The sequence below is a fragment of the Curtobacterium caseinilyticum genome (assembly GCF_030363035.1).
In the GTDB taxonomy this organism is placed as follows: Bacteria; Actinomycetota; Actinomycetes; order Actinomycetales; family Microbacteriaceae; genus Curtobacterium; species Curtobacterium caseinilyticum.
Genome location: NZ_JAUCMN010000002.1, coordinates 353374 through 376095, shown reverse-complemented (window position 1 = coordinate 376095; position 22722 = coordinate 353374). Strand labels below are relative to the sequence as shown.

The window sequence follows — 22722 nt, the reverse complement described above, 5'->3', positions numbered from 1 at the left end:
TACGCCGATCGACCCCGGACCGGAACCGGTTCTGGCAGGAATTCTCAGGAAAGGCCGCACGTGGTCTCGATCTTCTCCGCCCCGACGCGCAACCTCGACATCGTGACGCTGCACGAGATCCTCCGGCTGCGGCAGGACGTGTTCGTCGTCGAGCAGGAGTGCGCCTACCCGGACATCGACGGCCGCGACCTCGAACCCGGCACCGTGCAGTTCTGGGCAGGACAGGGCTCCGTCGACGCCACGTTGCGCCTGCTCCGTGAGGACGACGGCACTGAGCGCATCGGCCGGGTCGCCACCGCCCGCCACGCCCGGTCCCAGGGCCTCGGGGCGCAGCTGATGGAGGCCGCGATCGCCGAGTCACGCTCGCCCTCGATCGCGATCAACGCGCAGGCGCACCTCGAGCAGTGGTACGGCCGGTTCGGCTTCGTCCGTTCGGGCGACGACTTCCTCGAGGACGCCATCCCGCACGTCCCGATGACGCGGACGCGCTAGGACGTCCCGCTCCCGAGCCGGTGCCGACTCGTCGGGACCGGCTCGTCGCGTCAGCGGCCGGTCAGGCCCGCCAGCGCCGGAGCTCGTCGAACGAGCGCCCCTGGTGCGCGCGGTCGGCGACGAGGCGCTCGAACACGATGTTCGTCTGGGTCGTCGCGACGGCAGGGTCCCCGCTCAACTCGTCGGCCACGAAGTCCCGCAGCTGCTCGGTCGACGTGCACGCGATGTGCACGAGGAAGTCCTTGTCACCGGCCAGGAACGACACGTCCTGCACCACCGGCACGCGGAGCAGCCGCTTCGCGAAGTCCCGGAGCTCGTGACGGGCCGCCGCGTGGACCCGCACGGACACCATCGCCTCGATCGCGAACCCGAGCTTCGCGACGTCGACGTCCGCGCGGTAGCCGCGGATGAGCCCCGCGTCCTCGAGCGCCCGGACCCGGGTCAGGCACGTCGACGGGGCGACGCCCACCGCGGCGGCCAGGCGGTTGTTCGGCATGCGAGCGTCGCCGGCGAGCGTCCAGAGGATGCGTTCGTCGACCTCGTCGAGACGCGGGGCGGGGTCGGGGCGGCGGGCTGGGCGATCGGACACGCTCCGACGGTACCGCCGCACGCCACCGCCGGCGCTACATCGCCAGGGTCATCCCGACCACGGCGACGGTCATCGCGAACACCTCGCCGCTGCGCACGGCACGGCGGTCCTCGCGCGCCCACTCGTGGCGGAGCAGCCAGCCGCTGAACGCGCAGTACCCGATCACGCCGGCCCCGAGCACCGCCGACAGGGCGATGCCGTGTCCGGCGTGCCCGTCGGTCAACCCGGATGCGTGCCCCATCAGGAGCATGCCGGCCATGACGACCGCGGACAGCGCGCGGTGCACGTCCATCGGTTCGGCCCGACGCCCGTCGGGTCGTCGTCGGCGCATCACCGGGAGCGGCGCGAGGAGCAGCAGCGCGGCCGCGGCCAGCAGCGTCCACGACGCTCCGACCTGCACGACGGGCAGCACCATCGCCACGAGCATCACCGTCGCGGGCACGATCACGCCCGGCCGGGGACGGTAGCGGTCACCGACGATGCAGCAGACCGACGCGAACTGCGGCACGACGAGCATCGCGTCGGCGACGGTCTGGTGCACGGCGGTCACGGCTGGAGGGGTCGGTGCGGGATCCGGTCGGAGTGGGTCCGGTCGGTCAGTCCTGGGCGCGCGCGGCGGCCTTGTCGGCCCGCTCCTGCTTCACGCGGGCGTTCTCGGCGTGCACCTCGGCCTGCGTCGCACGCTCGCGGACGAGCCACTCGGGCATCTCCTGCAGCAGGGCCTTGATCTCGGCCGTGGTCAGGGGCTCCTCGACCCCGGCGCGGACCAGGCCCGAGATCGACACGCCGAGCTTCTGCGCGACCACCGGACGCGGGTGCGGTCCGTCACGACGGATCTCCTCGAGCCACGTCGGCGGCTGGGTGCGGAGCTCGTCGAACGCGGTCCGCGTGACCGGCTCGGCGCGGAACGACTCCGGAGCCGCCGCCAGCAGGATGCCGAGCTTCTTCGCAGCCGTCTCGGGCTTCATCGTCTGTTCCTGCGCCATGGGTACAAGGGTACGGCCCCTACACTCGGTTGCATGACCGTGGCCCTCACCATCGCCTTCGTCCCGGGGGTCTCCCCCGCGAAGTGGGTCCGGGTCTGGCGGGAACGCTTCCCGGACGCCGAGCTCGGCCTGCTGCCGATCGGTCCCGACGACGTCGACCAGGCACTCACCGGCGAAGCGGACATGGCCTTCGCGCGGATGCCCGTCGGCACCCACCTCAACGCGATCCCGCTCTGGACCGAGACCGCCGTCGTGGCGATGCCGAAGGACTCCCCCCTCGCCGACCGTGACACGGTGACGGACGCCGACCTCGACGAGGTCCACGTCGTCGACGCCGGGCCCGTCCCGGCGGACGTCTCCGGTGCGCTCGACCTGGTCGAGGCGAACGTCGGTGTGGTCGTGCTCCCCCAGTCGCTGTTCCGCGCCGCGAGCCGTAAGGACCTGGTCGCCCGGCCCCTCGAGGGCGCCGCCGGCACCCGGATCGCGCTCGTCTGGCGTGACGCCGACGCCTCGGACACGACCGAGGAGTTCATCGGCGTCGTGCGTGGCCGCACCGCCAACAGTTCGCGGAACACCGCGGACCGACCGGGAGGCACGACGAGCGCCGACGACGACGGCTCGCGCGGCGCGCGTGGCGGCTCCGGCGGCGGCGGCGCCCGCTCCGGCGGTGGCGGCAAGGCCACCGCGAAGCAGGCCTCCGGCGGCAAGGCGGGCGGCAAGGGCGCCCGCAAGCCCCGAGGGTCCGGACGACCCGGCACGCAGCGGCTCGGCAACGGCAAGCCGAAGCGCGGCTCGAAGGGCAACCGGTGACCGACACGCGGCTCGTCCCGATGCCGGCCACGCGCCTCCCGGCCTGGCTGGACCGTACGATGGCGGAGTACGTCGGATCGCGCATGCGCGCCGGTGAGACCCGCGAGCAGGCCGAGGCGAACAAGCAGAAGTCGCTCGACCAGTGGTTCCCGGACGGGGTGCCGCTGCCCGACCACTTCGTCTGGGACCTGGTCGACGACGAGGACACCGTCGTGGGGTACCTCTGGATCGGGCCCTTCTCGTCGGGCAGCACCGAGTGGTGGGTCTTCGACGTCGAGGTCGACGAGGGCCACCGCCGTCGCGGCCACGCACGACGGGCGCTCGAGGCCGGGCAGCGGGTCGCCCGCGAGCACGGCGCGGCAAGCATCGGCCTGAACGTGTTCGGCTACAACACCGGCGCACAGGACCTGTACGCCTCGCTCGGCTACCGCGTCACGGCGACGCAGATGCAGCTCCCGCTCGACTGAGCCCGGACCGAGTCAGCCCCAGACGCCGGACGTGCCGCGCCGGTGGCTGCCGACGAGGTGCGTGTCGACGATGCCCAGCGCCTCCATGAGCGCGTGCATCGTCGTGGGTCCCACGAAGGCGAACCCGCGCTTCCGGAGCGCCTTCGACAGTGCGACGGACGCCTCGCTCGTCGTCGGGACCTCGGCGATCGTCCGTGGCGCCGGTGTCACGTCCGGCTTGAAGGACCACACGAGGTCGGCGAGGCCGCCGTCGGCGCGCAGGGCGATCGTCGCGTTCGCGTTCGTGATCGTCGCGGTGATCTTCGCCCGGTTCCGGACGATGCCGGCGTCCGCCATCAGGCGTTCGACGTCGTCGTCCCCGAAGGCTGCCACCACGTCCGGGTCGAAACCGGCGAAGGCCGCACGGAACGCCGGGCGCTTCGCCAGGATCGTGCGCCAGGACAGCCCCGACTGGAACGCTTCGAGCGACAGCCGCTCGAACACGCCGCGCTCGCCGTGGACCGGCATGCCCCACTCGGTGTCGTAGTACTCGCGCAACATCGGGTCCGCCGCGGCCCAGGCGGGGCGCGCGAGGCCGTCGTCGCCGGTGACCAGGCCGTCGGGGATCGTCGTCGGGTCGTCGCTCACCGGTCCATCCTGGCGGAACGCACCGACGACGCAGGGTCACCCCTCGGTGTCGTCGCCCGTCATCGCAGCCTGGTCCATCCACACGTACTCCCAGCGGTGCCCGTCCGGGTCCGTGAAGCTCCGCTGGAACATGAAGCCGAGGTCCATCTGCGGGCGGTCCTCGTTCCCGCCGTTGCGCACAGCGGCGTCGACGATCCGGTGCACCTCGTCCTTCGACGCGGCGCTGAGGGAGTTGATCACCTCGATCGTGCTCGGGTCGGCGATCGGCTTGTCGGTGAACTCACGGAACTTCGCGTGCGTGAGGAGCATCACGTACACGGCGCTGCTCACCACGATGCACGCGGCGGTCTCGTCGGTGAACTCCGGGTTGACCGAGTAGCCGAGGGCCTCGTAGAAGCCGACCGCCCGGTCGAGGTCGGCGACGGGCAGGTTGATGAAGACCATCTGTTCCACTGCAGTTCCCTCCTGCTCCTGGTGGGACCAACCTGGCGCAGCCACACGCCGAGCGCAACCGTTCTGTGCCGGAACCACCCCGTGCCTCCCGTCCGCTCGCGCCCGTTCGTTCCCAGAACAGGTGCGACGGAGAGTGAGAACGGGCGTACCCGGTCGGATCGTCCGACCGGGTACGCCCGTTCTCACCAGGTACGCCCGTTCCTGCCGGGCGAGCGCCCGCCGCGCCCAGCGGCAGGTCAGACCCGCTCGCGCCCCTCGCCGGCGGCGCGCTGGTCGGCCTCGGCCTCGGCCTGACCGACGATGTCCTCCGCCGGCACCGGGTTCAGCCGGTCCCACAGGAAGAAGAGCAGACCGCCGACGAGCAGCGAGAGCCCGACCCACAGGTTGATGTGGATGCCGCCGGTCTTCTGCGGGTCGGTGTCCCAGTGGACGATGCCGACGATCGTGGTGATCACGCCGTAGAGCACGAACAGCCCGCCGAGGATGCGGCGCAGGTCGAGTCGACGGGTGGAGCGGACGAGGGCCGCCTGCTCCGCGGTGAGCTTCGTGGTGTCCTCACGCATGGGAGTACTCCTTCGGATCCGGGCCTAGAGGAACGGCAGGTAGAGGGCGACGCACAGCACGAGCGCGACGGTGCCGAGCAGCGCGGGCGAGCGGTACCAGGCGGTGTCTGTCGCGACGGCCCCCGCGGACATGTCGATCCTGCCGACGCCGTAGACCAGGCCGCCGAGCTCGGAGACGTCCTTCGGCTTCGTGGCGAGCGAGACGAGCACGCCCACGACGAGCACCGTGACGAACGAGATGATCGCGCCGTACATCGTCTCCGCGGTCGCCGTCGAGAACAGCGACGGGTTCACCAGGTAGGCGATCCAGGTGATCGTCGGCGTGACGATGCCGAGCACGTAGCCCCACAGCGCACCCTGCGTGGTCATCCGCTTCCAGAGCAGACCGAGGATGAAGACGCCGAACAGCGGTGCGTTGAAGAACGAGAACAGCGTCTGCATGTACGTCATGATGTTGCCGGCCTGCGCGGCCAGGAACGCCGTGCCGATGCCGACGAGCACGCCGACGACGGTGACCCAACGACCCGTCTTCAGGTAGTGCAGGTCGGGCATGTTCGGCTTGATGTAGCGCTGCCAGATGTCGTACGTGAAGACGGTGTTGAAGGACGACACGTTCGCCGCCATGCCCGCCATGAACGAGGCGAGCAGGCCGGTCACCGCGATGCCGAGCACGCCGGTCGGCAGGTACATCTGGATGAGCTTCGGGATGGCGTCGTTGTAGGTCAGCTCCCCCGAGGCGAACTGGTTGCCGACGACGGCGGCCGCGATGAGACCGGGCACGACGACGATGAACGGGATGAAGAGCTTCGGGATCGCCGCGATGAGCGGGGTGCGGCGGGCTGCCGACATGTTCTTCGCCGAGAACGCGCGCTGCACCTCGGTGAAGTTCGTCGTCCAGTAGCCGAAGGAGAGCACGAAGCCGAGCCCGAGCACGATCGCGAGCCAGTTCGCGCCGATCGGGTTCGTGACGTCGCCGATGCCGGTGCCGGCCCAGGTCTGCAGGTGCTGCACGCCCTGGGTCTGCTTGATCGCCTCGGTCAGACCGCCCCAGCCGCCGACGCGGTGCAGGCCGACGATCGTCAGCGGCACGAGACCGGCGATGATCACGAAGAACTGCATGACCTCGTTGTAGATCGCGCTGCTCAGGCCGCCGAGGGTGATGTAGGCGAGCACGAACGCTGCGGACACCAGGATGGCGAGCCACTCCGGCCAGCCGAGCATGGCCTCGATGACGATCGCCATCGCGTAGAGGTTGATGCCGGCGATCAGGACGTTCGACACCGCGAACGCGATCGCGTTCACCAGGTGCGGCGCCTTGCCGAAGCGGCGGAGCATGAACTCCGGCACCGAGCGGACCTTCGAGCCGTAGTAGAACGGCATCATCACGAGGCCGAGGAACACCATCGCGGGCACCGCACCGATGAGGTAGTAGTGCAGCGTCGCCATGCCGATCTGCGCGCCGTTCGCCGCCATGCCGAGGATCTCGGTCGCCCCGAGGTTCGCGGACACGAAGGCCAGACCCGTGATCCAGGCCGGCATGGAGCGCCCGGACAGGAAGAAGTCCATGCTCGTCCGGACCTGCTTGCGGGCGGTGAACCCGATGCCGATGACCACCGCGAAGTACACGATGATCATCAAGTAGTCGACCCAGCCCAGTTCGAGCCGGATCCCGTTGGTCGCCGCAGCGAGAACCATGCGATCTCCACATCCCTGTGTTGCAGTCGGCAACTGCGCCGACCCGGACGGGAACGTTACACCGCGATGTGACCGTTCACATAGCCAGGGCATGCATCACCGACGTGTCGACCCCGCTCGGTAGGCTCTCCCCCATGAGCGAGCCGGCCACCGACACCACGACACGCCCGCGGCGGATCCTCGTCCTGAACGGGCCGAACCTCGACGTCCTCGGGCGTCGCGACCCGGCGCAGTACGGCACCGTGACGCTCGCCGAGATCGAGGCGATCGTGCACACGGAGGCGGCGGTGCACGACCTCGAGGCGGACTTCCGCCAGACCAACCGCGAGGGCGAACTGGTCGAGTGGCTGCACGAGGCGCTCGACGACTTCGCGGCCGTCGTCATCAACCCCGCCGCCTACGCGCACACCTCGATCGCGCTGCACGACGCGGTCGAGGCACTCAGCGTCCCCGTCGTCGAGGTGCACCTGTCGAACACGTGGAAGCGCGAGCCGTTCCGGCACGTCGACCACGTCGCGACGGCCGCGACGGCGGTGATCGCCGGCGCGGGCGCCGACGGCTACCGGCTGGCGGTCGCGCACGTCGCGTCGCTGCTGACCACCGACACGCAAGCAGACTGAGGCACGACGACGGCCGTCCGACAGGGCCGGGGTGCGTCAGAAGTCGGCGGGACGCCGGACGTCGGCCGCCCCGACGGCGGCGAAGCCACCGCGGACGATCGGCAGCGCCCGGCGCACGGCCTGGTCGATGCGGAGCTCGAGGTCGACGTTCGCGATGTCGTACCCGCCGTCGCGCTTCGTGAAGTCACGCTCGTTGCCGAACACCCCGAGCGGCAGCGTCGTCGACTGGAAGAACCCGAACAGCGGGCGCATCTGGTGCTCGACGAGCAGGGCGTGTCGGTCGCTCCCGCCCGTGGCCGTCAGCAGGACCGGGGTGTCGACGAGGTCGTACTGACCGACCCAGTCGAAGAACAGCTTGAAGGCGCCCGAGTACGCAGCACGGAACGCGGGGCTCCCGACGACCAGGACGTCCGCGGCCTCGACGGTCTCGAGGGCGTACCGGGTCTCGGCGGACATGGCCTCGCGCGATCCGGCGGCGCCGAGGTCGGCCAGCAGCGGACCGATCTCGACGGTCGCGGTCCGGGCGTCCGGGAGGTCCTCGGCCAGCCGGGCCACCGTCGCGGCGACGAGGGTCGAGGTGCGAGAGGGGTCCGATGGGCTGCCGCTGACGCCGACGACGAGTGCTCCGTCCATGCCCCGATGCTCACACGGTGCTCGGGACCGCGCCCGGGTGTGACGACTTGTGTCACGTGCCAGCGGTCGCGGGTAGCGTCCGGGTGATGCAGACGTTCCTGCCGTACGCCGACTTCCGCGCCTCCGCCGAGGTGCTCGACGACAAGCGGCTGGGCAAGCAGCGCGTCGAGACCCTCCAGGTCATGCGGGCCCTGACCCTGCCGGACTACGGCTGGCAGCACCACCCCGTCACCGCGATGTGGCGCGGCTACCGGCCGGCCCTCATGGCCTACCAGGACGCCACGTGCCGGGTGTGGCTCGAGCGCGGCCACGCGGACACCTGTCTGGAGAAGACCCTCTTCGACCTCGGCCGGGTGCCGGAGGACCTGGCAGCGTACGAGCGCGGCGACTTCGCGGTACCGGCGTGGAACGACGATCCCGCCGTGCACCGCTCGCACCGCTCGAAGCTCGTGCAGAAGGCGCCGGAGCACTACCGGCCGCTCTTCCCCGACGTGCCCGACGACCTGGACTACGTCTGGCCCGGGGTCCCGGAGCCGCCGGCACCACGGTCGACGACACCGCAGCCCGTCGTGGACTGACAGGGGGGTGCGGCGCCGCTCAGGGTGCGGCACCGCGTCCACGACGGGCGCGGCGTCGACGCAGGGCACGGCGACAGGGGGTGCCGCGCCCTGCTCCGGACACGGTCAGGGGATCCCGCGTCCGGTCAGCGCACCGCGGGTCCCGCAGGGGGACGGGACCGCGCGGTGCTGGTCCTCGGGTGGTTCCTCGGGCTGGTTCCTCAGGGGTGTTCGGTGTCCCGTCGGTCCCGGGTCGCCGCACGGCGCTGGTCCGACTCGCGGTAGCGGTCCGACTCCTGTGGCGCGGGCATCGTCCGGCGTCCCGCCGCGGGCAGCACCATCGGGAGCAGGGCGCTCGCGACGGTCGCGACCGCACCGACGGTCGCGATGACCCCCAGGGGGGCACTGCCGAGGTCGTGCTGCGCGGCGAGGGCGAGCGCGACGACGGTCGCGGGTGCCGGGAGGAGCTGGACCGCTCGGAAGTGGTCCTCCTGCCGGACCCGGGTCGTGATCACGTTCGCCATGCACCCATCGTGGCGGACACCGGCTGTCCGCAGAAGGGGGGACACGACCCCAACTATGGAGTAGAACGTCTAGTACACCTTCGCGCAGTGCGCTCACCCGAGCGAGCGCACCGCGTCGACGGACGCGGCCACGGCCTCGACGACCACGCGGACGTCACCGTCGCTCAGCGCCGCGTCGAAGGTGAGCCGGAGCGCGGTCCGTGCGGTCGTCTCCGACAGGCCGAGCGCCGTCAGGACGTGCGACGCCTCGGTGCTCCCGGCGGCGCACGCGCTCCCCGACGAGGACACGACGTCGCGCTGCTCCAGCTCGAGCAGGACGGTCTCGCCGTTGACGGCCGGCACCGCCGCCCCCGACGCCCCGGACCCCGACGCCCCGGCCCCTGGAGCCCCGGCCCCGCCGGACGACACCGCCGGGAAGCAGAACGACGCGTGCCCGGGCAACCGTCGGTCCCGCGAGCCCGTGAGCAGCGCGCCCGGCACGGACGCGAGCACGCCGTCGACCAGGGCGTCCCGCGTCACGCTCGCACGCCGGGCGTCGGCATCCCGCGTCCGGGCGACGAGCCCGACGGCGGTCGCCAGCGCCACCGCTCCGGCGACGTCCTCGGTGCCCGAACGTCTCCCCCGCTCCTGTCCGCCACCGTGCAGCAGCGGCTCGAGGGGGACGCCGCCCCGCACGGCGAGCGCACCGGTGCCCTTCGGCGCCCCGAGCTTGTGGCCGGAGAACGAGAGTGCGTCGACGCCGAGCCGGTCGAGGCCGACGGGCAGCCACGGCGCGCTCTGCACGGCGTCGGTGTGGAAGCGCGCCCCGACGGCGTGCGCGACCCGGGCGAGCGCCGGCACGTCCTGCACGGTGCCGATCTCGTTGTCGGCGTGCGCGATCGACACGAGGGTCGTGTCCGGACGCAGGGCCGCAGCCAGGACGTCGGGCGCCACGAGCCCGTCGTGGTCCACCGGCACGACCGTCAGGCTGAAGCCGTGGTGCCGTTCGAGGTACCGGCAGCTCTCGAGCACCGCCTCGTGCTCGATCGCGCTCGTGACGACGTGCCGACCGCGGGGTGCGGCGAGCGCGATGCCCTTGACCGCGGTGTTCGCTCCCTCGGTGCCCCCGGTGGTGAACACGACCTCCCCCGGTCGGCAGCCGAGGAACGACGCCACCGCCGCCCGGGCGTCGGCGAGGCCCCTCGCCGCCGCGTCCCCCACGCCGTGCGTCGACGAGGGGTTGCCGAAGACGCCGGTCAGGTACGGCCACATCGCCTCGAGCACCTCGCGACGCACCGGGGTGGTCGCGGCACGGTCCAGGTAGAACACGCGCCGGTCAGGACGGGGTGCCGACGGCCACGTCGACGTCGAGCCCGAGGTCGAGTGCGCGCGCCGAGTGCGTGAGCGCGCCGACCGAGACCACGTCGACCCCGGTGCGGGCGATCCGGCCGACGGTGTCGAGGGACACGCCCCCGGAGGCCTCGACGAGCGCCCGCCCTGCGACGAGCCGCACGCCCTCGACGAGCTGCTCGGGGGTGAAGTTGTCGAGCATGATCGTGTCGACCCCGGCGGCGACCACGGGCTCGACCTGGTCGAGTCGGTCCACCTCGACCTCCACGTGCACGGTGTGCCCGAGCCGGCTCCTGGCGTCGGTGATCGCGTCCCCGATCGACGTGCCGCCGGCGAGCAGCACCGCCAGGTGGTTGTCCTTGGCGAGGACGGCGTCGGAGAGCGAGTTCCGGTGGTTGTGCCCGCCGCCGCAGCGCACCGCGTACCGCTCGAGCGCGCGGAGCCCCGGTGTGGTCTTCCGGGTGTCGGCAATGCGCGTGCCGGTACCGGCGACCGCCTCGACGTAGCGGGCGGTCACGGTCGCGATGCCGGACAGCCGCTGCACCAGGTTGAGCGCGACCCGCTCGGCCCGCAGCACCGACCGCGCCGACCCGTGCACGGTCGCGAGGACCGCTCCGGCGGCGAACGTCGCGCCGTCCGCCAGGTGCACCTCGGTCCGGACCGCCGGGTCGACGGCGTGCACGACGGCCGCGAAGACGCCGCCGCCGCTCAGCACGCCCGGCTCGCGCGCCGCGAGGACGGCGGTCGCCGTGGCCTCGGCGGGGATGAGGGTCTCGCTCGTGACGTCGCCCCACGGCGCGTCCTCCTCGAGGGCGGCCTCGACGACCCGGCGCAGCGCGTGCGGTGGGATCGTCCCGGGGTCGGTGGTCGCCGTGACGACGGGCTCGGTCGTGCTGGTGGTGGTCATGCGAGGACTCCCTGCGGGGTGGTCGTGGTCGTGGTGCCGGCTGCGCCCCGTCGGGTCGCGTCGCCCGGTCGCGTCACCCGGACCCAGGCGGTGCTCACGGGTGCGGTCGGATCCGTGGCGGGGTGGTCGGTCCGGGCGTGCGCGCCGCGGGACTCGGCGCGTGCCTCGGCAGCGACGGCGGTGATCCGGGCGAGGTCGAGCAGCGCCCGGTCCTCGTGGTCGCGGACGCTCCGCGGGACGGGCGGCCGCAGCGCCGCGAGCGCGCGCCGCGCGACGGCCAGTCCTGCCGCGTCACGCAGCAGGCCGACCCGTTCCGTCATCTCGGTCTGGACCACCCGCCGGACGTCGACGGCGCCGACGGGGTGCGCCGCGCCTCCCGGCCGGGTCGGGTCCGGACGGGAGGCACGGGTCACCCCCGCCTCGTCGCGCACGTCGGTCGCGACCTCGGCCGGCACCCGGTGGACGGGCAGGTCGGGGTCGCCGCGGAGGCGCAGGTGCGCGGGGCGCGGCGCGCCGAGCGCGTCCGCGGCCCGCACGCCGAAGACCAGCCCCTCGAGCAGCGAGTTCGAGGCGAGCCGGTTGGCGCCGTGCACGCCGGTGCAGGCGGCCTCGCCGACGGCGAGGAGCCCGGGAAGACTCGTGCGCCCCTCGGCGTCGGTGACGACGCCGCCCATGGCGTAGTGCGCGGCCGGGGCGACGGGCACGCCCTCCCGGGTCCAGTCCAGGCCGGCCGCCCTCGTGGCGCGCGTGAGCCCCGGGAAGCGCGCGACCAGGCGCTCGGCACCGAGCCCGGTGGCGTCGAGCAGCACGGGGGCACCGCCCTGCGCGCGGACCGCTGCCGCGATGCCGCGGGCGACGACGTCCCGCGGCGCGAGCTCGGCGTCCGGGTGCACCGCGGTCATGAAGCGTCGGCCGCTCCCGTCGCGGAGCACGGCGCCCTCGCCCCGGACCGCCTCGGAGACGAGACCGCCGCCGGGCACGGCCAGGCGTGTCGGGTGGAACTGCACGAACTCGAGGTCGGCGACGACCGCGCCGGCGCGCCACGCCGCCGCCGTGCCGTCCCCGGTGGCGACGAGCGGGTTCGTCGTCTCGCGGTACAGGTGACCCGCTCCCCCGGACGCGAGCACGACGGCGTCCGCGTCGATGCGCTGCGGCTCGCCGAACAGGTCGAGCACGTCGACCCCGACGACGGCATCGGCGCGGACGACCAGGTCGGTCAGGCAGGTGCGTTCGAGGATCGTGACGTGCCGCCGGTGCAGTGCGGCGACGAGGGCCGCCTCGATCGCGGCACCGGTCGCGTCCCCGTCGGCGTGGAGCACACGCCAGCGACCGTGCGCCGCCTCGCGCCCGCGGGCCAGGTCGTCGCCGTGGCGCTCCAGGCTCGCGAGGTCGCTCGTCCGGTCGAACGGCACCCCGAGCGTCAGCAGGTCGCGGACGCGGGCCGGGCCGTCCGTGCAGAGGACGTCGACGGCGCGTCGGTCGGCCGACGCTGCCGCGGCGGCGTGCGTGTCGGCGGCGTGCAGCAGCGCCGAGTCGTCCGCGCCGAGGGCCACCGCGACACCGCCCTGGGCGTACCGGGTGGCGCCGTCGGTGATCGCGCCCTTCGTCACCACGGTGACGTCGTGGCGGGCGCTCGCGCGGATCGCGGCGGTGAGTCCGGCGATGCCGGACCCGACGATGACGACGTGCACGGTGCGCTCCTCGTCGTCCGGGCCGCGGCCGTCAGCCCCGCGGCTTCGCGGCGAGCATGCGCTCGAGCGCGACGCGGGCGTCGGTCTGCACGGCGGCGGGGACCACGATCTCGTTGAGGACCTCGCCACGGACGAGCGCCTCGAGCACCCAGGCGAGGTAGCCGGGGTGGATGCGGTACATCGTCGAGCAGGGGCAGACGACCGGGTCGAGGCAGAAGATCGTGTGCTGCGGGTACTCGGCGGCGAGCCGGTTCACCATGTTGACCTCGGTGCCGATCGCGAACGTGGTCGGCTCGGTCGCGGCGGCGACGGTCCTGCGGATGAGGTCGGTGCTGCCGGCAGCGTCGGCGGCGTCGACGACGTCAGCCGGGCACTCCGGGTGGACGACGACCTGCACGCCGGGGTGTGCCTGCCGCGCCTCGGCGATCTGCTCGACGGTGAACCGCCGGTGCACCGAGCAGAAGCCGTGCCAGAGCACGACGCGCGCCGCCTCGAGGTCGGCGGCCGTGTTGCCACCGAGAGGCTTCCGCGGGTTCCACATGGGCATCAGGTCGGTGCTGATCCCCATCGCCTTCGCGGTGTTCCGGCCGAGGTGCTGGTCGGGGAAGAACAGGACGCGCTGGCCGCGCTCGAACGCCCACTCGAGCACGGTGGCCGCGTTCGACGACGTGCAGACGATCCCGCCGTTCCGGCCGCAGAACGCCTTGAGGTCGGCAGCGGAGTTCATGTACGTGACGGGGATCACGGGGACCCGGCCGTCGGCGTCGGGCTCGGTGCCGTACACCGCGGTCAGCTCGGCCCACGCCGCCTCGACGCTGTCGATGTCCGCCATGTCGGCCATCGAGCACCCGGCGGCGAGGTTCGGCAGGATCACGTGCTGGTCGTCGCGGGCGAGGACGTCGGCGGTCTCCGCCATGAAGTGCACGCCGCAGAAGACGATCGCCTCGGCGTCGGGCTTGGTCAGCGCCGCGTTGGCGAGCTGGAACGAGTCGCCGACGAAGTCCGCGTGCCGGACGACCTCGTCGCGCTGGTAGAAGTGGCCGAGCACGACGACACGGTCCCCCAGCGTCGCCTTCGCCCGTTCGATGCGCTCGTGCAGCTCGTCGTCGCTCGCCCGGCGGTACTCGTCGGGGATGACGCCCTGGCGGGGCGCGGCGGTCGGGATGACGTCGGACATCGACGAACCCGGGCCGTACCCGGGCAGGGCGTCGACGTCCCAGGTGGGCATCGCGAGGTCGGGCGTGCAGGTGCTCCCCGCGACCTTCCCGTTCGAGATGCGGTCGATGGTCAGCGCGATGGACACGGTCGTTCCTGTCGGGTCGGGGGCGTGAGCGGGCCGTTGTCGGCGTACGCCAGGTCGGGGTTCGAGCGGTAGAGCCGGGCCGGACGGTGCCGGTCGCCGCTCGTGGTCTCGTCGGTGGCCAGCACGGCGTCGCCCTGGGCGACCTGGCGGCGGAAGTTCGCGGGGTCGAGCGTCCGCCCGAGCACGGCCTCGTACACGCCGCGGAGTTCCGCGAGGGTGAACCGGTCGCCGAGGAAGGCCTGCGCGATCCGGGAGTACGACACCTTGTTCCGCAGGCGCCAGAGCGCGTACTCGACGATGCGGTCGTGGTCGAAGGCGAGCTGCGGGTGCTCGTCGGCCAGGAACCACCGGACGTTCCAGTCGTCGGGCACGGAGTCGGCCTCGTCCGGGTGCACGAGCGCCCAGTACACGATCGACACGACCCGGCTCGGCGACCGGTCGACGTCGCCGAACGCGTAGAGCTGCTCGAGGTAGCGGGGCTGCACGTTCGTCGTCTCGCGCAGTCGTGCCGCGGCGGAGTCCTCGAGCCCCTCGTCCGGGCCGACCCAGCCGCCCGGCAGCGCCCAGGAGCCCTCGAACGGGGCGGTCACGCGACGCACCAGGGGCATCCACAGCGCCGGCGCCCCCGTGTCGGGGTGCGGGCGCAGGGCGACGATCACGGTGGACACCGCGACGCGGATGCTGGTGGGGTCTGTTTGTGTCATCTTGACTCGAAGTGTTCGGGTTGCGATGACACTATCACCGTTCACGAGACCGGAACAGTCCTGTAACGCGTCAGGGACCGCTCGTGCCTAGATTGACGGCATGACGACGGTGACGAGGGTGCACGCCGTGGTGTCCGGCTCGGTGCAGGGGGTCGGCTTCCGGTACTGGACCGCACGCAAGGCAGACGGGCTGGAGCTCGACGGGTACGCCAGGAACCTGTTCGACGGGACGGTCGAGGTCGAGGCCGAGGGGCCGTCCGAGTCGGTCGAGGCGCTCATGGCGTTCCTGCGCACCGGCCCGCCGACCGCCACCGTGACCGAGGTCGCCCGGCGTGACGTCGTGCCGCACGGCGACGGCGACGGGTTCGCGATCCTGCGCTGACCACGCGCGGGATCGATCCGTTCACGAGGACGACACACGGAAGCGGAATACTCGGATCCGTTCAGGCTGTTGCCTCGTCTGCGCAGTCCGCGCCTCCCCGCACGCCGTCACTCCCCAGGAGCCCCGCATGACCCAGGCCGTCGATTCCGCCCCGCGCACCGGGAGCGTCTCGCAGCCCTCCGCCGGTGAGACCCGACTCGTGATCGGGCTGCTGCTCGTCTCCGCGTTCGTCGTCATCCTCAACGAGACGATCATGGGCGTCGCCCTGCCGCGGCTCATGGAGGACCTCGACATCTCCGCCGCGACCGGGCAGTGGCTCACCACGGGCTTCCTGCTGACGATGGCGGTGGTCATCCCGATCACGGGCTTCCTGCTGCAGCGCTTCAGCACCCGTCAGGTGTTCATCACCGCCATGGCGCTGTTCTCGGTCGGCACCGCCGTCGCCCTCGCAGCCCCCGGCTTCCCCGTGCTCCTCGTCGGCCGCATCGTGCAGGCGAGCGGCACCGCGATCATGATGCCGCTGCTCATGACGACGGTCCTCAACCTGGTCGAGCCCGCGCACCGCGGACGGATCATGGGCAACATCTCGATCGTCATCTCGGTCGCCCCCGCCGTCGGACCGACGATCTCCGGCCTGATCCTCAACGCATTCACCTGGCGCTGGCTGTTCGGCTTCGTCCTGCCGATCGCCGTCGCCGCGCTCGTGCTCGGCGCGCTCAAGGTCCGGAACGTCACCACGCCCCGCAGGGCACCGCTCGACGTGCTCTCGGTCGTGCTCTCCGCGGTCGCGTTCGGCGGCATCGTGTTCGGCCTGTCGAGCTTCGGCGAAGCCGGTTCGACCGGACCCCTCGTCCCCGTCCTCGCGCTGGTCGTCGGCTTCGCGGCCCTGGCGGTCTTCGTGGTCCGACAGACGCGCCTCCAGCGCACCGACAGCGCCCTGCTCGACCTCCGCACCTTCCGCACGAAGGGCTTCACCGTCCCGATCGTGGCGATGGGACTCAGCTTCATGGCGATGTTCGGCACGCTCATCCTGCTGCCGATCTACCTGGAGCGCGTGCTCGGCCTCGAGGTCCTGACCGTCGGCCTCCTGCTGCTGCCCGGCGGCCTGATCATGGGTCTGCTCTCCCCCGTCGTCGGACGGATCTACGACCGTCGCGGCCCCCGCGTCCTGCTGGTGCCCGGCTCGATCATCATCAGCGCGGTGCTCTGGGCGCTGTCCACCGTCGGCGTCGGCACCAGCGTCTGGTTCGTCCTCGGCGCCCACGTCGTGCTGAGCATCGGCCTGGCCCTGACCTTCACGCCGCTCTTCACCGCCGCGCTGGGCGGTCTGCCGCCGAAGCTCTACTCGCACGGCAGCGCGGTGCTCGGGACGGCGCAGCAGCTCGCGGGCGCGGCCGGCACCGCGCTCTTCGTGACGCTGCTCACGATCGGTGCGGCCTCGGCCGGTGCCGGTGCGGATGCGTCCGGTGTGGCGGCGGCGACGGCCTCCGGCGTGCAGACCGCGTTCCTCGTCGGTGCCGTGATCTCGCTCTTCGGGATCGCGACCTCGGCGATGGTGCGCCGCCTGGAGACGCCCGAGGGTGCCCCGGCCGGTGCGCCCGCGATGCACTGACCCCGGCCGCGGGGTGCCGCGTCGGTGACGGCGCCGCACCCCGACGACCCGGACGTGGCATCGTGGCCGCATGCGGGCGACGATGCGCGAGCTCAACTGGTCCGGCACGGTGACGTACTCGGCCGAACGGGTCGAACGTCCGCGGACGATCGACGAGGCCGCCGAGCTGGTCGCACGGTCGCCCCGCGTGCACGGACTCGGCACCCGGCACTCGTTCAACGACGTCGCCGACGGTCCCGGTGTGCTGCTCGACCTGACGGGCATCCCGACCGACCTCGTCGTGGACACCGCCGCCGACAGCGCGACGATGGGCGCCGGGACGCGGTACGGCGTCGTCGCCCCCGACCTCGAGGCGGCGGGCGTCGCCCTGCACAACACCGGGTCGCTCCCGCACATCTCGCTCGGCGGCGCGATCGCCACCGGGACCCACGGCTCCGGCACCGCACTCGGTTCGCTCAGCACGGCGGTGCGTGCGTTCGAGGTGCTCGGACCGGACGGCGAGCGGCGGACCGTGGCGCGCGGCGACGACGGCTTCGAGGGTGCCGTCCTGCACCTCGGCCTGCTCGGGATCGTGACGCGCGTCGAGGTCGACGTCGAACCGACCTACCGGATGCGGCAGGACACGTACGGGCCGATCCCGTGGGACCGGTTCGTGGCGGACGTCGCCGAGGTGCACGCGGCCGCGTACTCGGTCTGCTCGTACACGGTCTTCGGGGACGAGGTGAGCGAGGTGCTGCTGAAGTCCCGCGTCCCGGAGGGAGCGGACGACGTCGCCGTCCCCGACGCCCTGCTCGGTGCGCCACGGCTGCCGGGACGCCCCGCGGACGGCCACCACACCGCTCGGGACGGCTCGGTCGGCCCCTGGTGGGACCGTCTTCCGCACTTCCCCATCGACGCCGTCCCGAGCGTCGGGTCCGAGGTGCAGAGCGAGCACTTCGTCCCCCTGCGGCACGCGGCCGCCGCACTCGAGGCGGTGCGCGGGCTCGCGGAGCGGATCCAGCCGCACCTGCACGTGTGCGAGCTCCGGACGATGGCGGCGGACCCGTCCTGGCTCAGCCCGACGCAGGGCGAGGACGTCCTGTGCATCGCGTTTACGTGGCGCAAGCACCCCGTCGAGGTCGCGGCGCTGCTCCCCGACCTCGAGGCGCGCCTGGCCCCCTTCGACGGCCGACCGCACTGGGGCAAGATGAGCTCGCTCGACGCCGACGCCGTCGAGGCGCTCTGGCCCAGGCTGCCGGACTTCCGCCGCCTCGTCGCCGCGGCCGACCCGGACCGGACGTTCGCGTCGGCGTTCGGCGAGCGGGTCCTGCGGACCTGACCCGGGCCTCCAGGCCGACGCGGCACGCGGCACGCGGCACGCGGCACGCGGCACGCGGCACGCGCCACGCGGCCGCGACACCGACGCCCGACGCCCGACGCCCGACGCCCGACGCCCGACGCCGTCAGGCCACGGGCGTGACGGTCTTCGTCTCCCCGTCCCAGTGACGCACGCCACCGACGGCCAGCGAGTCCGGGAGCGGCACCGAGCGGAGCGCGGCGACCGCCGCGGGCAGGTCGGCGTCGCGGACGCGGCGTGCGAAGGTCACGTGTGGCGACCACGCGCCGGGCAGGGAGGTCTCGACCGCGCCCGGTGCGTTCCGGAGCACCGCGTCGTGGAACGCGGCCAGCGCGGGGTCGACGACGACCGCGCGGACGAGCACCGACCGTTCCGGACCAGCGGGGAACAGCAGGAGGCCGCCGAGCCGCAGCGACGTCGGGACCGGCGCGTCGAAGCCCTCGGGCACGGGGAGCTCGTCCCCCGCGGCCAGTGTGACGTGCGGACTGTTCGTCCCCGAGCGACCGAGGCTCGGCAGGTCGGCGGCGGTCAGGGCGTCCCAGGCCGCACGGACGGCCGCGTCGGAGTCGGGGTCCAGGACGAGTTCGATGCTGCGCACGGTCCGAGTCAACCAAGCGGTGCTGCGTCCGTGGCTTCCCGGGCAGCGCCTGTGGACGAGTCCGCGCGATGTAACACGGCGGAACGGATTGGCCCCCGCTCGCCGATGCCCGTCACACTCGGATGCACCGCGGACCACCGCGACCCCCACAGCACGGCCCACGAGGAGCACCCATGTCCGCAGCACCCGTCCTGCCCCAGAAGCCGAAGGGCAAGCGCCCGATCGGCTGGATCATCGCCGCGGCGGTGGTCGTCGTGGCGATCGTCGTCGCCGTCGTCGTGGCCGCCGTGCGCTCCGGCGGGTCCGACGACGCAGCGGCCGGTGGTGGTGCCGACAAGACCGTGACCATCGGCGTCGCCGACAAGTCGCTCGGCTACTGGAGCACGTACACGAAGCTCGCGAAGGACGAGCTCGGCGTCACCGTGGAGCTGACGAACTTCTCCGACTACTCGCTGCCGAACCCCGCGCTCAAGGACGGCCAGCTGGACATCAACCAGTTCCAGCACATCCAGTACCTGGCGGACTACAACGTCACGTCGAACGACGACCTGCAGCCGATCGGCTCGACCGCCGTGTACCCGCTGCCGCTCTACGCGACGGAGTACGACAAGACGAGCGAACTGCCGGCGGACGCGAAGGTCGCGATCCCGAACGACTCGATCAACCAGGCGCGCGCGCTCCTCATCCTGCAGGCTGCCGGGCTCCTCGAGCTGAAGGACGGTGGATCGGCGTTCTCCACGGCCACCGACATCGAGTCGTCGAAGGTCGACGTCCAGCCGCTCGACGCGTCGCAGACCGCGAACGCGCTGCAGCAGGGCTCCGTCGCCGCCGCCGTCGTGAACAACAACTTCGCCACCGCCGCGAAGCTGCCGACGAGCGACATCATCTACCAGGACGACCCGTCGAGCGCCAGCGCAGCCCCGTACGTCAACGTGTTCGCGGTGCGGGACGCCGACAAGCACAACGAGACGTACCTCGACCTGGCGAAGCTCTTCCAGGACACGGCCGTGCAGGAAGCCTTCGAGAAGGACCTGCCCGAGGCCGTCGCCCGCGACGAGAGCGCCTCGGAGCTCCAGGCGGAGCTCGCGAAGGTCGAGCAGGACGCGAAGGCGGCCAAGCAGTAGTGCCCGCCCTCGTCGAACTCCGCGGCGTCTCGAAGCACTACCGCCGCGCCGACACCGGCGAGACCGTGGTGGCCGTCGAGGACGTCTCCCTGGACGTGCACCAGGGAGAGGTCCTCGGCGTCATCGGGTACTCCGGCGCCGGCAAGTCCACCCTGGTCCGTCTCGTCAACGCGCTCGAGCTGCCCTCGTCGGGCAGCGTCACCGTCGGCGGTCAGGTCCTGACGGCGATCCCCGAGCGGGACCGCCGTCTGGCGCGTCGGAAGATCGGCATGATCTTCCAGCAGTTCAACCTGTTCCGCTCGCGCACCATCGCCGGGAACGTCGCGTACCCGCTGAAGGTCGCCGGCGTCGCGAAGGCGGAACGGGACCGCCGGGTCGCCGAGCTCCTGGACTTCGTCGGCCTGCTCGACCGCGCGCACGCTTACCCGGAGCAGCTCTCCGGCGGCCAGAAGCAGCGCGTCGGCATCGCCCGGGCGCTCGCGTCGAACCCCGAGCTCCTGCTCGCCGACGAGGCCACGAGCGCCCTCGACCCGGACACGACGTCCGAGGTCCTCGCGCTGCTGCGTCGGGTGAACCGCGAGCTCGGCGTCACCATCGTCGTCATCACGCACGAGATGGACGCCGTCCGGCAGATCGCCGACCGGGTCGCCGTCATGGAGCAGGGACGCGTCGTCGAGGTCGGCGACGTCTACGACGTGTTCGCGCACCCGGGGACCGGCGCGGCGCAGCGGTTCGTCCGCACCGCCCTGCACGACCGTCCCTCGGCGGAGCAGCTCACCCGGCTCCGCGAGCACCACCGCGGACGACTCGTGACGGTGCAGATCACCGACGAGGTCGGCCTGCAGAACCGGATCGACGCGGCCTTCCGCGCTGCGGGCGTGTCCGCGGAGCTCGTCTTCGGCGGCGTCGGCGAGATCCGCGAGCGCCGCATCGGCTCGCTGACCTACGAGCTCACGGCCGACGACCCCGCCGCGGTCGACCGGGCCGTCGGCGCCCTGCGCGACGGACGGATCACCGTCGACGAGGAGGTGGCAGCGTGAACAACGGCAGCTTCCAGAGCGTGATCGACACCTTCGACGTGTTCCTGGCGTCGGTGCGCGACACGATCGTCATGTCGCTCGTGTCGCTCGTCATCGCGGGCATCATCGGGCTCGCGCTCGGCCTGGCGCTCTACGCCACCCGGCCGGGCAACCTGCTCGGCAACCGCGCCGCGTACACGATCATCAACCTGGTCGTGAACATCGTCCGGCCGATCCCGTTCGTGATATTCCTCGCCGCGATCGCCCCGCTGTCGCGCGTCGTCGTGCAGACCACCATCGGCGTGCCCGCGGTGACCTTCGCGATCTCGTTGGCGGCGGCGTTCGCGGTGTCGCGCATCGTCGAGCAGAACCTGCTCGCGGTGGACCCGGGCGTGGTCGAGGCGGCACGCGCGTCCGGCGCCCACCCGCTGTCGATCCTGCTGACGGTGCTCATCCCCGAGGGCCTCGGGCCGCTCATCCTCGGTTACACCTTCATCTACATCGGCATCGTCGACATGACCGCCCAGGGCGCCCTGGTCGGTGGCGGCGGCCTCGGCGAGTACGCGATCACCTACGGCTCGCAGCGGTACGACTGGTGGATCGTCTACGTGTCGGTGGCCGCGATCGTGGTGATCGTGCAGCTCGGCCAGTTCATCGGCAACCGGTTGGCGCGGGCCACGCTGCGTCGCTGACGCGACCGGGGGACGGACGGGAGGCGCGGTGCCGGCTGGCACCGCACCTCCCGTCCGTCACGGGGTGCGTCGGCCGCGGGGCGGGCGTGCCGAGCTGGCCGTCTCCGTCACGCTCGGCGCACCTCGGCGACGCCTCCTGCGCACGCTGCGACACGTCGACGGCGTGTCCTGCCCGCTGAGCGGGACGTGGCCCGCGTGGGTCAGGCGGCCGGGGTCTCCGGGACCTCGACGGCGGCCGTCGCCGTGCCCGGGTGCTCGTAGTGGGCACGCACGAGGATCGGGCGGTGGTCGGAGATGCCCGCGGGCAGTGTCTCCACGCCGGCGATGTGCAGGCCGGCGCTCGTCGCGAAGTCGAAGTGCCCCGTGAACTTCCGGTACCGCAGGTACGTCGGCTGGTCCGAGAGCGACAGCGCGAAGCCGTGCTGCTCGATCTTCCGGCGCAGGTTCGTCTGGAACCACGGGTAGTTGAAGTCGCCGACCATGATCGCCGGGGCCTCGTCCGACAGGTCGCGGACGAACTGGTGCGCGGCCTCGATCTGCTTGCGGCGCAGGGAGTTGGTGGCGGTGAGCGGCGAGGCGTGGAAGGACGCGACGATCACGTCGGCGTCGGCCTCGGTGTCCCGCAGGCGCATGGCGATGAGGCGCTCGTGCGCCGGTGCGAGGACGCGGTCGTGCAGCGACTTCTGCAGCGAGTGGATGCTGAAGTCCTGGACCTCGAACCGGTCGTCCCGCTTGTAGATCGCGAGCCCGAGCCGGTTCGCCTTCGTCGAGGCGGCCAGGGACAGCCCGGCGACCGACGGAGCGAGGTCGTTGCTGTCGCACTCCTGGACGCAGACCACGTCCGCCTGGGACGCTTCCGCGAGGGCGGCGAGCTCACCGTTCGCGGTGTGCTCGCGGAGGTTGTAGCTGACGACGCGCAGCTCGGTGGGCTGCACGGCGGTCTCGCCTGCGATGGTCCCCTGCTGCTGTGGCCCGGCCATGCTGCCTTCCGTCCTGGGTGTCTCGGTCA

General features: G+C 72.4%; 27 protein-coding genes. 11 read left to right on the top strand and 16 right to left on the bottom strand.

The window, feature by feature from the left end; all coding sequences use genetic code 11:
- Positions 1-60 precede the first annotated feature (60 nt).
- Positions 61-492, top strand: a complete 432-nt coding sequence (locus tag QUG93_RS04265) for a GNAT family N-acetyltransferase (RefSeq protein WP_289472410.1) — start codon at positions 61-63, stop codon at positions 490-492.
- A gap of 61 nt (positions 493-553) precedes the next feature.
- Here QUG93_RS04265 and QUG93_RS04260 read toward each other — a convergent pair whose 3' ends face one another.
- Genes QUG93_RS04260 through QUG93_RS04250 form a run of 3 tightly spaced genes read right to left on the bottom strand, consistent with a single transcriptional unit; the run spans position 554 to position 2067 of the window.
- Positions 554-1081, bottom strand: a complete 528-nt coding sequence (locus tag QUG93_RS04260) for an Lrp/AsnC family transcriptional regulator (RefSeq protein WP_289472408.1) — start codon at positions 1079-1081, stop codon at positions 554-556.
- A 34-nt stretch (positions 1082-1115) separates the two neighbouring features.
- Positions 1116-1631, bottom strand: coding sequence for a hypothetical protein (locus QUG93_RS04255; RefSeq protein ID WP_289472407.1), 516 nt, complete (start codon positions 1629-1631; stop codon positions 1116-1118).
- A gap of 46 nt (positions 1632-1677) precedes the next feature.
- Positions 1678-2067 carry a DUF5997 family protein gene (locus QUG93_RS04250; protein ID WP_289472406.1) on the bottom strand — a complete coding sequence of 130 codons (390 nt, stop codon included), beginning with the start codon at positions 2065-2067 and terminating at the stop codon, positions 1678-1680.
- Positions 2068-2100: 33 nt separating this feature from the next.
- Here QUG93_RS04250 and QUG93_RS04245 point away from each other — a divergent pair, with 33 nt between their 5' ends.
- Both QUG93_RS04245 and QUG93_RS04240 read left to right on the top strand, forming a co-directional pair.
- Positions 2101-2877, top strand: a complete 777-nt coding sequence (locus QUG93_RS04245) for a LysR family substrate-binding domain-containing protein (RefSeq protein ID WP_289472405.1) — start codon at positions 2101-2103, stop codon at positions 2875-2877.
- Positions 2874-3344, top strand: coding sequence for a GNAT family N-acetyltransferase (locus tag QUG93_RS04240; protein ID WP_289472404.1), 471 nt, complete (start codon positions 2874-2876; stop codon positions 3342-3344). The genes QUG93_RS04245 and QUG93_RS04240 overlap by 4 nt, the downstream gene beginning before the upstream one ends.
- A gap of 12 nt (positions 3345-3356) precedes the next feature.
- Here the strand turns inward: QUG93_RS04240 and QUG93_RS04235 are convergent, their stop codons facing one another.
- From QUG93_RS04235 to QUG93_RS04220, 4 genes are all read right to left on the bottom strand, one after another.
- Positions 3357-3971, bottom strand: a complete 615-nt coding sequence (locus QUG93_RS04235) for a DNA-3-methyladenine glycosylase I (RefSeq protein ID WP_289472403.1) — start codon at positions 3969-3971, stop codon at positions 3357-3359.
- A gap of 36 nt (positions 3972-4007) precedes the next feature.
- The gene (locus QUG93_RS04230; protein WP_289472615.1) at positions 4008-4415 is read right to left on the bottom strand and encodes a VOC family protein; all 408 of its coding nucleotides are present in this window, start codon (positions 4413-4415) and stop codon (positions 4008-4010) included.
- A 245-nt stretch (positions 4416-4660) separates the two neighbouring features.
- Positions 4661-4987 (bottom strand): hypothetical protein, encoded by a 327-nt coding sequence (locus QUG93_RS04225; RefSeq protein ID WP_289472402.1) that lies wholly within the window; start codon positions 4985-4987, stop codon positions 4661-4663.
- Between the two features lie 24 nt (positions 4988-5011).
- Positions 5012-6682: a sodium:solute symporter family protein gene (locus QUG93_RS04220; RefSeq protein ID WP_289472401.1), complete on the bottom strand. Its 1671-nt coding sequence runs from the start codon at positions 6680-6682 to the stop codon at positions 5012-5014.
- Between the two features lie 134 nt (positions 6683-6816).
- Here QUG93_RS04220 and aroQ point away from each other — a divergent pair, with 134 nt between their 5' ends.
- Positions 6817-7302 carry a type II 3-dehydroquinate dehydratase gene (gene aroQ / locus QUG93_RS04215; RefSeq protein WP_289472400.1) on the top strand — a complete coding sequence of 162 codons (486 nt, stop codon included), beginning with the start codon at positions 6817-6819 and terminating at the stop codon, positions 7300-7302.
- A gap of 36 nt (positions 7303-7338) precedes the next feature.
- Here aroQ and QUG93_RS04210 read toward each other — a convergent pair whose 3' ends face one another.
- The gene (locus QUG93_RS04210; protein WP_289472399.1) at positions 7339-7935 is read right to left on the bottom strand and encodes an NAD(P)H-dependent oxidoreductase; all 597 of its coding nucleotides are present in this window, start codon (positions 7933-7935) and stop codon (positions 7339-7341) included.
- 86 nt (positions 7936-8021) lie between these two features.
- Here QUG93_RS04210 and QUG93_RS04205 point away from each other — a divergent pair, with 86 nt between their 5' ends.
- On the top strand, positions 8022-8513 hold the full coding sequence (locus QUG93_RS04205; RefSeq protein ID WP_289472398.1) for an MSMEG_6728 family protein: 492 nt from the start codon (positions 8022-8024) through the stop codon (positions 8511-8513).
- A gap of 200 nt (positions 8514-8713) precedes the next feature.
- On the opposite strand, the gene QUG93_RS04200 is transcribed toward QUG93_RS04205, so the two are convergent.
- The 6 genes from QUG93_RS04200 to QUG93_RS04175 form a co-directional block, all read right to left on the bottom strand.
- A complete protein-coding gene (locus tag QUG93_RS04200) occupies positions 8714-9016 on the bottom strand; it encodes a hypothetical protein (RefSeq protein ID WP_289472397.1) in 303 nt (100 codons plus the stop codon).
- A 93-nt stretch (positions 9017-9109) separates the two neighbouring features.
- A complete protein-coding gene (locus QUG93_RS04195; RefSeq protein ID WP_289472396.1) occupies positions 9110-10324 on the bottom strand; it encodes a cysteine desulfurase family protein in 1215 nt (404 codons plus the stop codon).
- Positions 10325-10331: 7 nt separating this feature from the next.
- Positions 10332-11252, bottom strand: coding sequence for a carboxylating nicotinate-nucleotide diphosphorylase (nadC, locus tag QUG93_RS04190; protein ID WP_289472395.1), 921 nt, complete (start codon positions 11250-11252; stop codon positions 10332-10334).
- Complete coding sequence (locus tag QUG93_RS04185; RefSeq protein ID WP_289472394.1) at positions 11249-12943, bottom strand: L-aspartate oxidase; 1695 nt, start codon at positions 12941-12943, stop codon at positions 11249-11251. The genes nadC and QUG93_RS04185 overlap by 4 nt, the downstream gene beginning before the upstream one ends.
- 31 nt (positions 12944-12974) lie before the next feature.
- Entirely contained in the window at positions 12975-14246 is a 1272-nt protein-coding gene (gene nadA / locus QUG93_RS04180; protein ID WP_289472393.1) for a quinolinate synthase NadA, read from the bottom strand.
- Entirely contained in the window at positions 14231-14950 is a 720-nt protein-coding gene (locus QUG93_RS04175) for an NUDIX hydrolase (protein WP_289472392.1), read from the bottom strand. Before QUG93_RS04175 ends, nadA begins: the two co-directional genes overlap by 16 nt.
- Positions 14951-15050: 100 nt before the next feature.
- On the opposite strand from QUG93_RS04175, the gene QUG93_RS04170 reads away from it, so the two are divergent.
- The 3 genes from QUG93_RS04170 to QUG93_RS04160 all read left to right on the top strand — a co-directional run bounded on the left by QUG93_RS04170 (position 15051) and on the right by QUG93_RS04160 (position 18262).
- Positions 15051-15332 (top strand): acylphosphatase, encoded by a 282-nt coding sequence (locus tag QUG93_RS04170; protein ID WP_289472391.1) that lies wholly within the window; start codon positions 15051-15053, stop codon positions 15330-15332.
- Positions 15333-15459: 127 nt separating this feature from the next.
- Positions 15460-16944 (top strand): MDR family MFS transporter, encoded by a 1485-nt coding sequence (locus QUG93_RS04165; protein ID WP_289472390.1) that lies wholly within the window; start codon positions 15460-15462, stop codon positions 16942-16944.
- A 70-nt stretch (positions 16945-17014) separates the two neighbouring features.
- Entirely contained in the window at positions 17015-18262 is a 1248-nt protein-coding gene (locus QUG93_RS04160; RefSeq protein WP_289472389.1) for a D-arabinono-1,4-lactone oxidase, read from the top strand.
- A gap of 124 nt (positions 18263-18386) precedes the next feature.
- Here the strand turns inward: QUG93_RS04160 and QUG93_RS04155 are convergent, their stop codons facing one another.
- Positions 18387-18878, bottom strand: coding sequence for a 2'-5' RNA ligase family protein (locus tag QUG93_RS04155; RefSeq protein ID WP_289472388.1), 492 nt, complete (start codon positions 18876-18878; stop codon positions 18387-18389).
- A gap of 173 nt (positions 18879-19051) precedes the next feature.
- On the opposite strand from QUG93_RS04155, the gene QUG93_RS04150 reads away from it, so the two are divergent.
- The 3 genes from QUG93_RS04150 to QUG93_RS04140 are packed head-to-tail and all read left to right on the top strand — an operon-like array spanning position 19052 to position 21713.
- Positions 19052-20002 carry a MetQ/NlpA family ABC transporter substrate-binding protein gene (locus tag QUG93_RS04150; protein ID WP_289472387.1) on the top strand — a complete coding sequence of 317 codons (951 nt, stop codon included), beginning with the start codon at positions 19052-19054 and terminating at the stop codon, positions 20000-20002.
- A complete protein-coding gene (locus QUG93_RS04145) occupies positions 20002-21042 on the top strand; it encodes a methionine ABC transporter ATP-binding protein (RefSeq protein WP_289472386.1) in 1041 nt (346 codons plus the stop codon). Before QUG93_RS04150 ends, QUG93_RS04145 begins: the two co-directional genes overlap by 1 nt.
- Positions 21039-21713, top strand: coding sequence for a methionine ABC transporter permease (locus QUG93_RS04140; RefSeq protein WP_289472385.1), 675 nt, complete (start codon positions 21039-21041; stop codon positions 21711-21713). Before QUG93_RS04145 ends, QUG93_RS04140 begins: the two co-directional genes overlap by 4 nt.
- A gap of 200 nt (positions 21714-21913) precedes the next feature.
- Here the strand turns inward: QUG93_RS04140 and QUG93_RS04135 are convergent, their stop codons facing one another.
- Positions 21914-22693, bottom strand: coding sequence for an endonuclease/exonuclease/phosphatase family protein (locus QUG93_RS04135; RefSeq protein ID WP_289472384.1), 780 nt, complete (start codon positions 22691-22693; stop codon positions 21914-21916).
- Between the last annotated feature and the right edge of the window lie 29 nt (positions 22694-22722).

Excerpts from the sequence above, each read along its gene's own strand:
- QUG93_RS04175 (WP_289472392.1), bottom strand. The coding sequence starts at position 14,950 with ATGACACAAACAGACCCCACCAGCATCCGCGTCGCGGTGTCCACCGTG.
- QUG93_RS04245 (WP_289472405.1), top strand. The coding sequence starts at position 2,101 with ATGACCGTGGCCCTCACCATCGCCTTCGTCCCGGGGGTCTCCCCCGCG.
- QUG93_RS04160 (WP_289472389.1), top strand. The coding sequence starts at position 17,015 with ATGCGGGCGACGATGCGCGAGCTCAACTGGTCCGGCACGGTGACGTAC.
- QUG93_RS04200 (WP_289472397.1), bottom strand. The coding sequence starts at position 9,016 with ATGGCGAACGTGATCACGACCCGGGTCCGGCAGGAGGACCACTTCCGA.
- nadC (WP_289472395.1), bottom strand. The coding sequence starts at position 11,252 with ATGACCACCACCAGCACGACCGAGCCCGTCGTCACGGCGACCACCGAC.
- QUG93_RS04205 (WP_289472398.1), top strand. The coding sequence starts at position 8,022 with ATGCAGACGTTCCTGCCGTACGCCGACTTCCGCGCCTCCGCCGAGGTG.
- QUG93_RS04150 (WP_289472387.1), top strand. The coding sequence starts at position 19,052 with ATGTCCGCAGCACCCGTCCTGCCCCAGAAGCCGAAGGGCAAGCGCCCG.
- QUG93_RS04250 (WP_289472406.1), bottom strand. The coding sequence starts at position 2,067 with ATGGCGCAGGAACAGACGATGAAGCCCGAGACGGCTGCGAAGAAGCTC.
- QUG93_RS04210 (WP_289472399.1), bottom strand. The coding sequence starts at position 7,935 with ATGGACGGAGCACTCGTCGTCGGCGTCAGCGGCAGCCCATCGGACCCC.
- QUG93_RS04225 (WP_289472402.1), bottom strand. The coding sequence starts at position 4,987 with ATGCGTGAGGACACCACGAAGCTCACCGCGGAGCAGGCGGCCCTCGTC.
- QUG93_RS04220 (WP_289472401.1), bottom strand. The coding sequence starts at position 6,682 with ATGGTTCTCGCTGCGGCGACCAACGGGATCCGGCTCGAACTGGGCTGG.
- aroQ (WP_289472400.1), top strand. The coding sequence starts at position 6,817 with ATGAGCGAGCCGGCCACCGACACCACGACACGCCCGCGGCGGATCCTC.
- QUG93_RS04170 (WP_289472391.1), top strand. The coding sequence starts at position 15,051 with ATGACGACGGTGACGAGGGTGCACGCCGTGGTGTCCGGCTCGGTGCAG.
- QUG93_RS04165 (WP_289472390.1), top strand. The coding sequence starts at position 15,460 with ATGACCCAGGCCGTCGATTCCGCCCCGCGCACCGGGAGCGTCTCGCAG.
- QUG93_RS04230 (WP_289472615.1), bottom strand. The coding sequence starts at position 4,415 with ATGGTCTTCATCAACCTGCCCGTCGCCGACCTCGACCGGGCGGTCGGC.
- QUG93_RS04135 (WP_289472384.1), bottom strand. The coding sequence starts at position 22,693 with ATGGCCGGGCCACAGCAGCAGGGGACCATCGCAGGCGAGACCGCCGTG.